Here is a 13,281-nt window from a genome sequence, read left to right on the forward strand (position 1 = left end):
TTTATGTGGGAGCAAATCAACAGAGTTTTCTTGTCGAGGAGTAAACGCCGGCCTATTGCGGGGCGACATGGTTAACATCTCGTCTCGCCAAGTCAGGCAAATCGGTCAGGCGTCTCCGGTCACGACACCGACGAAAGGCAGCTCGCGAAAGGCATAGGCGACATCCATACCGTAACCGACGACGAAATAGTCCGGGCATTCGAAACCGACGTAATCCGCTTCCAGATCCTCCTGGCGCTTGACGCGTTTGTCGAGCAGCACGGCGACGGAAACATTGCGGGCGCCACGCTCATAGAGCATTTCCTTGGCGAATTTCAGCGTACGGCCGGATTCGAGGATATCGTCGATCAACAACACGTCGCGATCCTTCACGTCGCTGTCGATGTCCTTGACGATCCGCACCCCTTGCGAAACGGTTCCGGCGCCGTAGCTCGACAGCGTGACGAACTCGACTTCCGGCGCAAGACCCACATCATGCAGCGCCCGCAACAGATCGGCGGCGAAGACGAACGAGCCCTTGAGGATAGCAATGACCAGCAGGTCCTTGGTCGGACCGGTGGCGATCTGCGCAGCGATCGCATGGTTGCGCTCGGCGATCTGTTCGGCGGTGTAAAGCGGCTCGATGATTTTGCCGCGTACGACGGGCATGAGGTTCTCCTACGTGTCCGTAAAAAGCCGCGATACCACAATCCGCCGGGAAAGAGAAAGCTCTAGGCGCCGCGGTCCGCAAAGGAAAGCCGCAGATCGGGCAGTTTTCCACCGGGGTGGGGCACGCGCGCCGAAAAGCCTCGGCTCTGGCGGCCTTCGATCGACGAGACCGGCGGCGAGATCAGCGTCGTCGCAATGAGTGTCTGGCCCGACATCAGATCGGCGCGGATCTGCGGCATGGCCCGGTTGTCGCCGCTGCGGTTCTCGACGATGCCGTTGATCAAGAGCACGCGCATGCCATTGGCATCCTGCGGCGTCATCGTCACATGGGTGATATCGAGCGTCGGTCCGGCTCCTGCCGTCGCCGAACCGGCGAACAGGAACGTGAAGCCGCCCGCGAGGCTGAAAACGGTAACGAAGACGACGGCCACGACTGCCGAGAAGAAATCGGCGGAAAGACGCATCAGGCCACGCTCAGTTCCGGCGAGAACCCGTTCCGCGAACGACGCGGCAACGACCGTGGTTTCAGGCCGCCTGCTGCGATTGTCATTGTGCGAGCGCGGCGCCGGTCCCCGGCGGAAGGTCTCGCGAACCGGAACGAACTGGGCGTCGACCACCTCGCCGCGCCGCGGGTTTATCCGGGTCGTGCGCGCGGAAGGTTCCGGCGGCAGGATGTCCATCTGGATGACTGTTTTGCCCTGATGGCTGCTAAACGTGCTCATGGGGCCCTCTTCGGCCCGTTTTCCCCGTTGTTCGGGATCGCGGGCATTGAATCGAATCCTCCTCAGTCGTAAATTGAAATGGTTAACGCTTCGCAAATACGGCCTGAAATTAGCCCTTTTCCGCGCGTGATTTACCGTTCGTTTACCCGGGTCGTTAAGAGATAGACGGGCACCAGAGAGTCGAAAGAGCGAGGACTGGGTCATCCGTTGATTCATTTCGAAAACGTTGGTCTGCGCTATGGGATGGGGCCGGAGATCCTGCGGGATATGACCTTCGACATCCCCAAGCGCTCGTTCCAGTTCCTCACGGGCCCATCGGGCGCTGGGAAGACCACGCTCCTGCGCCTGCTGTTCATGTCGCTGCACCCGACCCGCGGCATCATCCATATGTTCGGCCGTGACCTGTCGCAGATCCCCCGCGCCGAACTGCCGATGCTGCGCCGGCGGGTCGGCATCGTCTTCCAGGATTTCCGCCTGCTTGACCACCTGACCACCTATGAGAACGTCGCGCTGCCGCTGCGCGTGCGCGGCAAGGAGGAAAGCTCCTACCGCAACGACGTGATCGAGCTTCTGAAATGGGTCGGGCTCGGCGAGCGTATCAACGTGCTGCCCGCCGTCCTCTCGGGCGGCGAAAAGCAGCGTGCCGCGATCGCTCGCGCCCTGATGGACCAGCCGGAAATCCTGCTCGCCGACGAACCGACCGGCAATGTCGATCCGCCGATGGCGCGCCGGCTCCTCAGTCTGTTCCTGGAACTCAACCGGCTCGGCACCGCCGTCGTCATCGCCACGCATGATCTGGCGCTGATGGACCAGGTGGATGCAAGGCGGATGATCCTCACCGAAGGGCGGCTCGACATCTATGAATGAGCTGAGCCGCCCGGAAGCGACGAAGAGCGCCCAATCGCCGAAGCCCGAAGGCGAGCGGCAGGCCCAACCTGCGGGCCAGAAGCAGGCGCGCCGCGTCGAGATGCGGGTGCGCCCGACGGCCCCGATCCTGCCGCCCTCCAACATCCAGGGCAATGCGCTGATGGTGGTGATCGCCATCATGGCCTTCCTCGCCTGCCTGACGCTTGGCGCGGTGAGCATGGTAAGGGCCACGGCGTCGAGCTGGCAGAGCCAGATTTCCCGCGAGATCACCATCCAGATCAAGCCCGATGACGGGCTCGACATGGACGCCGCTTTGAAGAAGGCCCGCGACCTGGCGCTCACCTTCGTCGGCACCCGCGAAGGTACGATCATGGACGAAAGCGCGACCGCAAGGCTTCTGGAGCCGTGGCTCGGCACCGGACTGAACTTCGACGATCTGCCTATACCGCGCCTCGTCATCGTCACCATTGACGAGCAGAACCCGCCAGATTTCGCCGGGATGCGCGATCTCCTGAAGACGGAAATCCCGCAGGCCTTCCTCGACGATCACCGCACCTGGGTGGATCGCCTGGTGTCGATGGCCCATACGACGGTGCTGATCGGCATGGGCGTCCTCATCCTCGTCTTCACGGCGATGATCCTGACGGTGATCTTTGCCACCCGCGGGGCGCTTTCCGGCAATCGCCATATCGTCGAGGTGCTGCATTTCGTCGGCGCCGAGAGTTCATTCGTGGCCGGCGAATTCCAGAAACATTTCCTGAAGATCAGCATCAAGGGTTCCGCCGCCGGCGGTGCGCTCGCAGCCGCTATGTTCGCCATTGCCAACATGTGGCAGGCGAATTCGCTCGCGACGCCCGAAAGCGATCAGGCGAGCGCCCTGTTCGGTTCCTTCACGATAGGCGCCGGCGGTTATCTTGGCATCTTCGCCACGATGATCGTGATCGCGCTGCTGACGACGCTCACGGCCCGGTTCACGGTCATGCGCACCATCGACGAGATCGACCTGATCCGATCCGATCCATCGCGTTCCGACGGGTTATCAGCTTCTTGAATCGGTTGCCGTCCCTCTGTAGGTTGGCCCTGTTCTCGCCACGAATCTCCGGCTATGGACAATCATGACACCGGCTCCGACCACACCCGAAAATGAAGCGGATAGCCACCCGCGGCGGTGGCTCGGGAGAGTGTTTTCGCGCAACAGCCGGCTGCGATGGGCCGCCCGGCGCATCATCATGGCCTGCGTGCTCGGGCTGGCGCTGCTTTTCGGTGGTTTTTTGTGGTTTGCAAATGCGGTGACGTCACTGAAGGCGCCTGACGGCGTCAAGGCCGATGCGATCGTCGTATTGACCGGTGGCTATCTGCGCATCGAACAGGCGCTCGGACTTTTGCGGGATGGAGCCGGCCAGCGCCTGCTGATCTCGGGAGCGCATCCGTCCACCAGCCCGACCCAGATCCGCAAGGTCACGCAGGCCTCGCCCGACCTCTTCGCCTGTTGCGTCGATATCGGCTACGATGCGATCGACACGATCGGCAATGCCAACGAAATCACCCGCTGGATCCACGACCACGGCTACAAGTCCGTGCTGGTCGTCACCAACAACTATCACATGCTGCGCAGCCTGCACGAATTGCGGCGTGCCGACCCGGTAACCGAGTTCATTGCCTATCCGGTGGTCAGTTCTGATCTCACCCGAAAAGCCTGGTTCGCCGAGCCGGACGTGTTGCGCACCATGCTTTCCGAATACGGCAAGGTCGTGCTGGCTACCTGCCGCGACTGGTTCGGCATCGAGCGCGGCACCGGATTGCGCAACGAAGACCCGCCGAAGACTGCATCAAAGCCCGCGCTCTGATACTTTTCCCTCCGGATGACGAGCCGACGCTTTTTTCCCCGCCCGATCTCGTGTAGGCAACGCCTGTCCAAGAGGAAGCTTCCATGCTGCTGGTGCGTTCGGTTCTTTTCAACATCGCCTTCTACACAAACCTGATCGTCCGCATGATCGTGCTGAGCCCGATCTATTTCCTGATGCCGCGCAAGGCGGCCTACCGCATCCCCAAAGCCTGGGCCGCCTCCTGCAACTGGCTGATGGCAAAGATCGTCGGCGCCACGTTCGAGATCGAGGGGCTGGAGAACGTACCTGAAGGCGGCTGCATCTTCGCCCCCAAGCATCAATCCGCCTGGGATACCGTGGCACTTCTGCCCTGGCAGCGGGACCCGGTCTATATCCTCAAGCGTGAGCTGATGTGGATCCCGCTGTTCGGCTGGTACGCCGCCAAGCAGAAGATGATCCCGGTAAACCGCGGCGCCCGCGGCAAGGTGATGGTCGATGTTATGAACCGGACGAAGGAGGAGATGGCAAACAACCGCCAGCTCATCATCTATCCGGAAGGCACGCGCCGACCGCCGGGCGCCGAGCCGCAATACCGCTACGGCATCGCCCGTATCTATCGCGACGTGCAGGTGCCGGTCGTGCCGGTCGTCGCCCATTGGGGCCTGTTCTGGGGCCGCCGCAAACTCATCAAATATCCCGGCCATTTCAAGGTCCGTGTCCTGCCGCCGATCGCACCGGGCATGGATCCGGATGCTTTTTACGCCCATCTGGTCGAAACCCTGGAACGGGAAAGCGACAGGCTGCTGGTCGAAACCGTGGCCGCTAATCCGCACCTGCCGCTGCCGCCGTCAGCGGTGAAGCGGCTTGCGGAGCTGAAAGCTCAGACGGCGGCCTGAAATCCAGCCGTCACGGCCGCGCCAACGCCTTCCAGCCAGTGATCGCGGATACCCATATCTTTCAGATGGGCCAATGTGTTGAACACATAGGTATCGTTGGGGCCCGACTGGCCGGAGGAGACGCCGACGATCTCCGCCGCCTGTTCGATTTCCAGCGCGCCAGCATATTGGACATGGTGGCGATCGACGATATAGCCGACTGCCTTCACCTGCCGCCCGTCGCCGAGCGAGACGGGCAGAATCTTTTCCAGATAAACATTGGTGACAAGTTCGCGCCGGCGCAGATAGTCGAGCACATCCTCTCGGCTGTCCTCACTCACCCGGAAGGCGACGCCTCGGCATGAGCCGCCGCGGTCGAGGCCGAGGACAAGTCCCGGACGATCCGGCGTGCCGCGATGCACGTAAGACCAGACGCAGAGGGAGCGGCGGAAGCCGAAAGCACGTGCGGGCAGTCTTTCCTCAAACGTAAAACCGGGATTCCACATCAGAGACCCGTAGCCAAACACCCAAAATTCGTCCATATCCCGCGCCACACCATTCCAATTGAAGCATCCCGCCCCAAGTTTTCAGCACCATTGGAGAACATCATGGCAGCGTCAAGCCGAACTGGCGTCAGCGGCAAATTGTGGCTACTCGCCTCCGGCGTGGTGCTGGTAATCGCGCTCTACACCGCAGGCTGGTTCTATGGCGCCTCGACGCTGAAGGAGCGGACGCTAGCCCTGCTCGGCAGCCAGGAAAGCCGCGGCATCTCGGCCGAATGCGCCGACGCGGACTATCGTGGCTATCCCTTCCGGATCGGCCTGTTCTGCTCGAAGGTCTCGGTCGACGACCGCACCAACGGCATTTCCGCCACGTTCGGCGCGCTGCGGTCCGCCGCCCAGGTTTACAATCCCGGCCATATCGTCTGGGAACTCGATTCACCGATCGAGATCCGCACCGGCCACGGGCTTTCGGTTTCGACCACCTGGGAAAATTTCCAGTCGAGCCTCATCACCCGGTTTCGCGGCGTGGAGCGCACCTCGACGGTGATCGAGAATGCGAAGACGAACATCCTATCGTCGGCAACCGGCCAGGCCTTCAATATCAGCGCCGGTCACACCGAAATCCATCTGCGCCAGAACGGCAACGACCTCGACGCGGCCATGACGCTGCAGAACACCGATGTGGTGATGAAGGACCTGCCGCAGCTTCTGCCCCGGTTTACGACCAATCTGCACCTGACCCTGACCGGCCGCGCCGGCATGATCGACGGAACCGATCCGAATGGAACCGCTCTCTACGGTACACAGGGCCAGATGCGCAGCCTTTCGGCCGATCTCGGCGACGGCAAGCTGATCACCGTCTCAGGGCCTTTCTCCTTCGACGAGCAGGGTTATCTGTCTGGCAAGCTGAAGCTCCGGATCGAGCGGATCGATGCCTGGCGGGACAGCCTCAGCCAGGCCTTTCCGCAGATCGCCCCGACGCTGAAGAGCGCCGCCAACATGCTGTCCGCGCTCGGCCGCGGCAAGAGCGCGTCGCTCGACCTCACTATCAACCGCGGCAAGGTGTTCGCAGGCGGCTTCATCCAGATCGGCGAAATTCCGCCGATCTGACCCCGGTCACTTTTTGGCGTCGAGTGAATGGCGGCCGAAATCCGGAGCGTCAACATCCTGGCCGGCCTGGACGATGGAGCGGCGGATGGCGCGGGTGCGGGTGAAGAGCTCGAACAGCTTGTCGCCTTCGCCCCAGCGGATCGCCCGCTGCAGATAGGCGAGATCTTCCGAAAAACGCGCCAGCATTTCCAGGATCGCATCCTTGTTGTGCAGGCAGACGTCCCTCCACATGGTGGGGTCGGACGCGGCAAGACGGGTGAAATCGCGAAAACCGGAGGCGGAATATTTGATGACTTCCGCGTCGGTCACCGTCTCGAGATCGTCCGCCGTGCCGACGATGTTGTAGGCGATGATATGCGGCAGGTGGGAGACGATCGCCAGAACCTTGTCGTGGTGCTGCGGGTCCATTTCGTCGATGCGCGAGCCGAGCGCCATCCAGAAGGACTTCAGCTTATCGAGCGCGCCTTGATCCGTATCCGGGAGCGGCGTGAAGATGCACCAGCGGTCCCGGAACAGACCGACAAAACCGGCATCCGGGCCGGATTTTTCGGTGCCCGCCAGCGGATGGCCCGGAATGAAATGCACGCCTTCCGGCATATGCGGCGCCATCTGCGCGATGACGGAGGCCTTGGTGGAGCCGACATCGGTAACAATCGCGCCGGGCTTCAGGCTGCCGGCGATCTGCTTTGCAACCGCCTCCGATGCGCCGACCGGCACCGAGACGATGACCAGATCGGCATCCTTCACCGCATCAGCAGCCGAGGAGACGTAGTGCGTGCCGAGCGTCAGCTCTTCGGCACGTTTCAGGGTTTCGGCGCTGCGCGTGGAAATCACCACCTCGCCGGCCAAACCCTGTTCCTTGACGTCCCGTGCGATCGAGGAGCCGATCAGGCCGATGCCGATCAGCGCGATTCGGTCGAAAAGCGGCGTGCTCATGCGCTTTTGCCCATGAATTCGCCGAGCGTTTCGATGACGCCGCGATTGGCCTCCTCCGACCCGATCGTCATGCGCAGCGCATTCGGGAAACCGTAGCCCCGGACGGCGCGCAGGATGTAACCGCGGCTGGTGAGGAAGGCATCCGCTTCCGGCGCCCGCTTGCCGTCGACATCCGGGAAATGGATGAGCACGAAATTGGCGACCGAAGGCGTCACCTTGAGGCCGATCGCCTGCAGCGCGTGGGTAAGCTTGCCCTGCCAGAGATTGTTGTGCTCGACCGCTTTTTCGACAAAGGCCTGGTCGCGGATGGCGGCCGCACCTGCGGCAATCGCCGGGGCGTTCATGTTGAACGGGCCGCGCACGCGGTTCAGCGCGTCGAGGATGCCGGCCGGGCCGTACATCCAGCCGATGCGCAGCGCCGCAAGCCCGTAGACCTTGGAGAAGGTGCGGGTCATCACGACGTTCCTGTTGGACGACACCAGTTCGAGGCCGGCTTCGTAATCGTTCTTGCGCACGTATTCCGCATAGGCAGCGTCGAGCACGAGGATGACGCTCTTCGGCAGCCCGGCATGCAGGCGGCGGACATCGGCGACCGGGACATATGTACCAGTCGGATTGCCGGGATTGGCGATGAACACCATCTTCGTCTTGTCGGTGGCGGCGGCAAGGATCGCGTCGACGTCGACGGTGCAATCCTTCTCCTTCACCTCGACGACCGTGGCGCCGGCGCCCATGATCTGGATCTTGTAGACGAGAAAACCATGCTGGGTGATGATGGCCTCATCACCGGCACCGAGATAGACGTGGCAGAGCAGGCCCAGCAGCTCGTCGGAACCGTTGCCGCACATGATGTTTGCGACGTTGAGCCCGTGCACCGAGGCGATCGCCTCGCGCAGCGCTATCGCCTGGCCGTCCGGATAGAGTTCGAGATGGCCGGCCGCCTGTTTGAAAGCGTCGATCGCCTTCGGGCTGGCGCCGAGCGGCGTCTCGTTGGACGAAAGTTTGAAGACCCGCGCAACGCCCGGAGCATGTTCCTTGCCGGGCACATAGGCGGCGATATCCAGGATGCCGGGACGCGGAACGGGCTCACTCGTGACGATGCTCATCGGATCAACCTTTTTGGAAAGCCTGAATGGCGGGTGTGATCCAGTGGGATTAAAGCCGAATTTCGGCTTTGTCGAGGGGTGAGGAATGGTCGGCGCAGCCGACGAAACGATCCAGTCAATCGTTTCGAATGACGAACGCCCTGAGCCAAAGCCAAGGGCCGGAGAATGCAGCCAGATGAGGGACGATCCTCACCGCGTCCGCGTCGTAGGCACGCCTTGAGGTGCCAGCACCGGCACGAAGACGCGCCGGGAGGCGCGGGCGGCGACCGGCAGGCCCTGGTAGAGCCGCTTCTGGGCCTCCAGCACGATGACCCCCGAAAAAACCGGCCAGAAACGCCGGCCCATGCGCTCGAAGGCCTGGCGCAGCTTCAGCACGGCGCGGATCTTCGACGGCGGGAAGAACAGCGCCTCGGCACTGGCACCGGGCGTGAAATTGGTCTCGCGCAGCAGCGAGGTGAGCTGCCCGCGTGAATAGGGCCGGCCGGAGCCGAACGGCGTGTGTTCCATGCGCGCCCAGACGCCGCGCCGATTGGGCACGACGATGACCAGCCGCCCACCGGGTGCCAGCACCCGCCAGAGTTCCTTCAAGGTCTCCCGCGGATTTTCGGCAAACTCCAGCGAATGCACCATCAGCACGCGGTCGACGGAAGAGTCCGGCAGCGGCAGTTCCTCGTCGAAGACGAGGGCCGTCGAGGAAAGCTCGCTGACCGGCCAGTTCACCGCCCCCTGCCCCGCCGGCATGAAGGCAAAGGTGCGCTCCGTATCGGCGCGGAACCGGTCGAGATACGGTACGGCGTAACCAAGGCCCACCAGCCGCTCCTCCGGCAGCCGCGCCCAGAGCGAAGACAGCGCGAACGTGATCGACTGCTCGGCGAGATGGCCGAGGGGCGAGTGATAGAATTCGCGAAGATCGACGATATCCGTGTGCATGCGTGATTTGGTACCAGACGGTGGTTGGACTTCAAGGGACCAGTCTCTACATTGTGACGCAAAACACTTTCAGCAATGGGGTTATGTTATGAGACCACTGGAACTCGAAGTTTTTTCATGCCGCAGCGATAATTACGGCGTTCTCGTGCACGATCCGGAAAGCGGTCTTACGGCCTCGATCGATGCGCCGGAGGAAAAGCCGATCCTCGAAGCGGCGGCCCGGCGCGGCTGGAAGATCACCCACATCTTCACCACCCACCACCATGGCGACCACGTGGAAGCCAACCTGGCGCTCAAGGAAAAGTTCGGGCTGGAGATCATCGGCCCGTTTAACGAGGCCGTGGCGATCCCCGGCCTCGACAAGACCATGGCGGATGGCGACGAATTCCAGTTCGGCGAACATCTCGTCTGCGTCATCGAGACGCCGGGCCACACGGCCGGCCATATCTGCTACCATTTCCCGGATGACAAGATCCTGTTTGCGGCAGACACGCTGTTTGCGCTCGGCTGCGGCCGGCTGTTCGAACGCCCGGCCGCCGACATGTGGCACTCGCTGCAGAAACTCGCCGTTCTGCCGGACGAGACTGCCGTCTATTTCGGTCATGAATATACGCTCTCGAACGCGAAGTTCGCGCTGAGCGTCGATCCGGACAACGGGCGTCTGCAGGCGCGCGCAAGCGAGATCGAGGCGCAGCGCGCGGCCGGCCGGTTCACCATTCCGACGACGATCGGGCTGGAAAAGGAAACCAATCCCTTCCTGCGCGCATCGGACCCGGCCATCCGCCGCAACCTCCTGATGGAGGGCAAATCCAACGAGGAAGTGTTTGCCGAAATCCGCAAGCGCAAGGACAACTTCTGAATGACGCCGGAGGAGATCATCACCACGCTCGGCATGCAGCGGCATCCGGAAGGCGGCTGGTACGTCGAGACGTTTCGTGACGCTGAGGGTGGCTCGCGTGGCCACTCGACGGCGATCTATTATCTGCTGGAAGCCGGCGAACGCTCACACTGGCATCGGGTTCGCGATGCGGCGGAGACCTGGCATTTCTATGCCGGCGATCCGCTGCTCTTGCGGATTTCCGAGGGCGAGACGGTCGAAGAGGTGAGGCTCGGCACCGATCTCGCCAGGGGCGAACGGCCGCAGGCCGTGGTCCCTGCGAACGCCTGGCAGGCGGCGGAACCGCTTGGCCGGTTCACGCTGGTGGGTTGCACGGTCGCGCCAGGCTTTCAGTTTTCGAGCTTCGAGATGGCTCCGCCCGGATGGGAACCGTCGGTCTAAGACAACGGCAGGCCGGCAATTGCCAGCGTAAAGATCAGCTGTGCCGTGAAGTAAGTGCCCCACACGAACGGCTTCAGCCTCGCCATGACAGGCGCATCCGGCTTGACCAGGAATTTCTGGACCGCCAGTGCGGTGTCGGACATGACGAACAGCGCAGCACCGGCCGCCGGCAGGATCGGCTTCACCGCCAGCGCCGAAAGTGCCATGGCGAGGATCGCGACCCCATAGGCGGCGACGGGGATGGCGAGCCGTCCGGCAGGGCGCCACAGCATGAAAAACGTCATGCCCGTCAGCACCACGAAGATCCATGCCGCCGTATAACGCCATGCGGAGGCGACGAGTAGGCTCGGTTCTATCGACGGCCAGAACAGCGCCGCATAGGCAATATGCGAAGCGAGGAAGGCCGCGAGCCCGGCGACGAAGGCTGGCTCTCCCTCGTAGGCAAGGCAGGCGTCTCCGAGTGCACCGAGCGCCAGCGCTGCGACGAACAGCACCGGCGCGCCGGAAAGACCGGCGTAGAGCACAAGCAGCAAGGCCGGTACGGTCTTCAGCATCGCGCGAAGATGGCTTGCCGGCCTTTTCAGCCAGCGGAAATAATGGATCGCAAGCGCGATCGAGGCGGCAAGCACCGCCCATAACGACAGATACATCTCTTCCCCCACGTCCCCGACCCTTTCAGGAACGCCTATTCGGCCGCGGCTTCCGCAATTGGCTTCGGCCGGAACATATCCCGCGCCGCCAGCACCGCCCCTCCGGTGATCAGCAGGCAGGCCAACAGGATGTTCCAGTTCGCTTCGGCAAAACCCGATGCGACCAGGATCAGCGTCGACAGCAGCGGCGCCGCATAACTTGCCGCGCCGATGATCTGGATATCGCCGTTCTTGACCCCGTAATCCCAGGCATAAAAAGCAGCGCCGACCGGCAGCAGGCCGAGGCCGACAACTGCCGCCCACTCGCTGCCATTAGCCGGCCAGACGGTCGTCTCGAGCACCAGATGGCAGATCAGCGAGAGCAGCGACGTGCCGAGGCAGAAACCGGTGACGACATCGGTCGAAACCCGGTCGAAGCGCCGCGTCAAAAGCGAATAACCCGACCAGGTGAAAGCGCAAAGAAAAGCCGCGCCATAACCCACGAGATAGGCGTCGTCGAAGGCAAGGCCATTGCGGGAAACGATGGCGATCGTGCCGCAAAGCCCGGCGACAGCACCAGCCACGTGATACCAGCGCAGCCTTTCGCCCGGCAGCAGGGCCGAACCGACGACGATGAACAGCGGCCAGAGATAGGCGATCAGCCCCGCCTCGACTGCCGGCGCATTCCGAAGCGCGGTGAAATAGAGGAAATGATAACCGAAAAGACCGCCAATGCCGGTGATCCACACTTTCGGTGGCTGCTTCAGGAAAGCAATACGCTCAGGCTTGACGATAAAAAGCACGATACCCGGCAGGCTGCCGATCGCGAACGTCATCGCGCTCATCTGGAAAGGCGGCACTTTTCCGGATGCGGCCGTCATCAGGGCCAGCAGCGACCACATCAGGATCGCCGTAAAACCGATCAACGTTCCCCGGATTTTCACCCCTGCCCCCTTGGACGCCCGGGCGGGCGCCTTATTCAACCGCCATATTTGACGGCCGTCACGTAAACCTGCCCCATCCTTGTCGGGATGACGGCGTAGACGGGAGCATATACATTTACCGACTGCGCTTTGGCAAACCAGATTTCCATCGGCGTCTTGCGCAAATATTCGATATCGCTGCGCCCGCGCTTGAAGCCCGATCTCGGAAGGTAGCGGATCGAACAGACGATCGCCTCACCCTTGAAACCGTCGGTCGAAAACGGCCTGGTGCCCTTCAGCGTCAACACCAGGTCCATCCGCGACTCACCGTCATAGATCGGCAACCGACTGGGGCAGACCTTAGCGTCGCCCGGGAAGATGAGGCCGCTCAACGGGTCGAGAACCGCGTGCAGGTCCTTGTCCGTCACAGGAATCCAGGTTTCCGGATTGCGGGTCGGCTCGGGCTTGACAGTCGTCTCGGTGACATTGCCGTTGCGGTACTCGACGTCGTAGACACGCGTGCGCCGGCCGGCGCTGTAAACGAGGTTGTAGCGCTCGGCCTGCAGCTTGTCGGCCTGCATTCGCCCGCTGACGCTGGTCTCGGCGGAGATGCGGCTGATGATGTTGACGATCCCGGCCGATTTGAACGTCCCGGTGATCTTGTAGTCGCTGCTGTTGAATTCGCTCGCGAATGATGCCTTGGCGATCGGCAGGATCCCGAGCGAAATATCGTATTCGCTGACATGCCGGATTTCCGCCGAGCCGAGCGGAACGGTCGTGAACCCGAAGACGAGCACGAAGGCACTGACGAAACAGCCGTGAAGGTTCATGATTCTGCCCTGACCGATGAGGACGCCGAAAAGCGTCTTCCTGGAGACATATAGACGGTGCATCATGGCAAGAAAATAGCGGCGTCAGGGCACTGGC

The 13,281-nt window shown here is 62.4% G+C and carries 16 protein-coding genes; 7 read left to right on the plus strand and 9 right to left on the minus strand.

The genetic code is table 11. The annotated features are described in order from the left end of the window. Positions 1–105 precede the first annotated feature (105 nt). Positions 106–648, minus strand: coding sequence for a hypoxanthine phosphoribosyltransferase (hpt, locus tag MOV63_RS17195; RefSeq protein WP_247035170.1), 543 nt, complete (start codon positions 646–648; stop codon positions 106–108). Positions 649–710: 62 nt separating this feature from the next. After that, positions 711–1,370 (minus strand): hypothetical protein, encoded by a 660-nt coding sequence (locus tag MOV63_RS17200; protein ID WP_247035172.1) that lies wholly within the window; start codon positions 1,368–1,370, stop codon positions 711–713. A 207-nt stretch (positions 1,371–1,577) separates the two neighbouring features. Here MOV63_RS17200 and ftsE point away from each other — a divergent pair, with 207 nt between their 5' ends. The 4 genes from ftsE to MOV63_RS17220 all read left to right on the plus strand — a co-directional run bounded on the left by ftsE (position 1,578) and on the right by MOV63_RS17220 (position 4,959). After that, a complete protein-coding gene (gene ftsE, locus MOV63_RS17205; RefSeq protein ID WP_038590651.1) occupies positions 1,578–2,237 on the plus strand; it encodes a cell division ATP-binding protein FtsE in 660 nt (219 codons plus the stop codon). Continuing rightward, positions 2,230–3,288 carry a cell division protein FtsX gene (locus MOV63_RS17210; protein ID WP_405029343.1) on the plus strand — a complete coding sequence of 353 codons (1,059 nt, stop codon included), beginning with the start codon at positions 2,230–2,232 and terminating at the stop codon, positions 3,286–3,288. The genes ftsE and MOV63_RS17210 overlap by 8 nt, the downstream gene beginning before the upstream one ends. Before the next feature lie 64 nt (positions 3,289–3,352). After that, a complete protein-coding gene (locus MOV63_RS17215; protein ID WP_405029344.1) occupies positions 3,353–4,084 on the plus strand; it encodes a YdcF family protein in 732 nt (243 codons plus the stop codon). Between the two features lie 83 nt (positions 4,085–4,167). After that, the gene (locus MOV63_RS17220) at positions 4,168–4,959 is read left to right on the plus strand and encodes a 1-acyl-sn-glycerol-3-phosphate acyltransferase (RefSeq protein ID WP_247035174.1); all 792 of its coding nucleotides are present in this window, start codon (positions 4,168–4,170) and stop codon (positions 4,957–4,959) included. Here the strand turns inward: MOV63_RS17220 and MOV63_RS17225 are convergent. Further along, the gene (locus MOV63_RS17225; protein WP_247035176.1) at positions 4,944–5,492 is read right to left on the minus strand and encodes a gamma-glutamylcyclotransferase; all 549 of its coding nucleotides are present in this window, start codon (positions 5,490–5,492) and stop codon (positions 4,944–4,946) included. The genes MOV63_RS17220 and MOV63_RS17225 overlap by 16 nt on opposite strands. A gap of 54 nt (positions 5,493–5,546) precedes the next feature. On the opposite strand from MOV63_RS17225, the gene MOV63_RS17230 reads away from it, so the two are divergent. Next, entirely contained in the window at positions 5,547–6,551 is a 1,005-nt protein-coding gene (locus tag MOV63_RS17230) for a DUF2125 domain-containing protein (RefSeq protein WP_247035177.1), read from the plus strand. 6 nt (positions 6,552–6,557) lie between these two features. Here MOV63_RS17230 and MOV63_RS17235 read toward each other — a convergent pair whose 3' ends face one another. The 3 genes from MOV63_RS17235 to MOV63_RS17245 all read right to left on the minus strand — a co-directional run bounded on the left by MOV63_RS17235 (position 6,558) and on the right by MOV63_RS17245 (position 9,523). Continuing rightward, complete coding sequence (locus tag MOV63_RS17235; protein ID WP_247035179.1) at positions 6,558–7,487, minus strand: prephenate/arogenate dehydrogenase family protein; 930 nt, start codon at positions 7,485–7,487, stop codon at positions 6,558–6,560. Next, the gene (hisC, locus tag MOV63_RS17240; RefSeq protein ID WP_247035181.1) at positions 7,484–8,593 is read right to left on the minus strand and encodes a histidinol-phosphate transaminase; all 1,110 of its coding nucleotides are present in this window, start codon (positions 8,591–8,593) and stop codon (positions 7,484–7,486) included. The genes MOV63_RS17235 and hisC overlap by 4 nt, the downstream gene beginning before the upstream one ends. 189 nt (positions 8,594–8,782) lie before the next feature. After that, positions 8,783–9,523 (minus strand): class I SAM-dependent methyltransferase, encoded by a 741-nt coding sequence (locus MOV63_RS17245; RefSeq protein ID WP_247035182.1) that lies wholly within the window; start codon positions 9,521–9,523, stop codon positions 8,783–8,785. A gap of 88 nt (positions 9,524–9,611) precedes the next feature. Here MOV63_RS17245 and gloB point away from each other — a divergent pair, with 88 nt between their 5' ends. Together gloB and MOV63_RS17255 are read left to right on the plus strand one after the other, a co-directional pair. Beyond that, on the plus strand, positions 9,612–10,382 hold the full coding sequence (gene gloB / locus MOV63_RS17250; protein ID WP_038546356.1) for a hydroxyacylglutathione hydrolase: 771 nt from the start codon (positions 9,612–9,614) through the stop codon (positions 10,380–10,382). After that, a complete protein-coding gene (locus MOV63_RS17255) occupies positions 10,383–10,802 on the plus strand; it encodes a cupin domain-containing protein (protein ID WP_247035183.1) in 420 nt (139 codons plus the stop codon). It begins immediately after the preceding gene. On the opposite strand, the gene MOV63_RS17260 is transcribed toward MOV63_RS17255, so the two are convergent. The 3 genes from MOV63_RS17260 to MOV63_RS17270 are packed head-to-tail and all read right to left on the minus strand — an operon-like array spanning position 10,799 to position 13,184. After that, positions 10,799–11,452, minus strand: a complete 654-nt coding sequence (locus MOV63_RS17260; protein WP_247035184.1) for a lysoplasmalogenase — start codon at positions 11,450–11,452, stop codon at positions 10,799–10,801. The two genes, MOV63_RS17255 and MOV63_RS17260, sit on opposite strands and share 4 nt — an antisense overlap. 35 nt (positions 11,453–11,487) lie before the next feature. Beyond that, positions 11,488–12,375 carry a DMT family transporter gene (locus MOV63_RS17265; RefSeq protein ID WP_247035185.1) on the minus strand — a complete coding sequence of 296 codons (888 nt, stop codon included), beginning with the start codon at positions 12,373–12,375 and terminating at the stop codon, positions 11,488–11,490. Between the two features lie 35 nt (positions 12,376–12,410). Next, positions 12,411–13,184: a DUF3108 domain-containing protein gene (locus MOV63_RS17270; protein ID WP_247035186.1), complete on the minus strand. Its 774-nt coding sequence runs from the start codon at positions 13,182–13,184 to the stop codon at positions 12,411–12,413. Positions 13,185–13,281 lie beyond the last annotated feature (97 nt).

It is taken from the genome of Neorhizobium sp. SHOUNA12A (genome assembly GCF_023006505.1).
Lineage (GTDB): Bacteria > Pseudomonadota > Alphaproteobacteria > Rhizobiales > Rhizobiaceae > Neorhizobium.

What these genes read in the sequence shown, in the direction of transcription:
- hpt (WP_247035170.1), bottom strand. Translation starts at nt 648, where the DNA reads ATGCCCGTCGTACGCGGCAAAATCATCGAGCCGCTTTACACCGCCGAA.
- MOV63_RS17200 (WP_247035172.1), bottom strand. Translation starts at nt 1,370, where the DNA reads ATGAGCACGTTTAGCAGCCATCAGGGCAAAACAGTCATCCAGATGGAC.
- MOV63_RS17210 (WP_405029343.1), top strand. Translation starts at nt 2,230, where the DNA reads ATGAATGAGCTGAGCCGCCCGGAAGCGACGAAGAGCGCCCAATCGCCG.
- MOV63_RS17215 (WP_405029344.1), top strand. Translation starts at nt 3,353, where the DNA reads ATGACACCGGCTCCGACCACACCCGAAAATGAAGCGGATAGCCACCCG.
- MOV63_RS17220 (WP_247035174.1), top strand. Translation starts at nt 4,168, where the DNA reads ATGCTGCTGGTGCGTTCGGTTCTTTTCAACATCGCCTTCTACACAAAC.
- MOV63_RS17230 (WP_247035177.1), top strand. Translation starts at nt 5,547, where the DNA reads ATGGCAGCGTCAAGCCGAACTGGCGTCAGCGGCAAATTGTGGCTACTC.
- MOV63_RS17235 (WP_247035179.1), bottom strand. Translation starts at nt 7,487, where the DNA reads ATGAGCACGCCGCTTTTCGACCGAATCGCGCTGATCGGCATCGGCCTG.
- hisC (WP_247035181.1), bottom strand. Translation starts at nt 8,593, where the DNA reads ATGAGCATCGTCACGAGTGAGCCCGTTCCGCGTCCCGGCATCCTGGAT.
- MOV63_RS17245 (WP_247035182.1), bottom strand. Translation starts at nt 9,523, where the DNA reads ATGCACACGGATATCGTCGATCTTCGCGAATTCTATCACTCGCCCCTC.
- gloB (WP_038546356.1), top strand. Translation starts at nt 9,612, where the DNA reads ATGAGACCACTGGAACTCGAAGTTTTTTCATGCCGCAGCGATAATTAC.
- MOV63_RS17255 (WP_247035183.1), top strand. Translation starts at nt 10,383, where the DNA reads ATGACGCCGGAGGAGATCATCACCACGCTCGGCATGCAGCGGCATCCG.
- MOV63_RS17260 (WP_247035184.1), bottom strand. Translation starts at nt 11,452, where the DNA reads ATGTATCTGTCGTTATGGGCGGTGCTTGCCGCCTCGATCGCGCTTGCG.
- MOV63_RS17270 (WP_247035186.1), bottom strand. Translation starts at nt 13,184, where the DNA reads ATGAACCTTCACGGCTGTTTCGTCAGTGCCTTCGTGCTCGTCTTCGGG.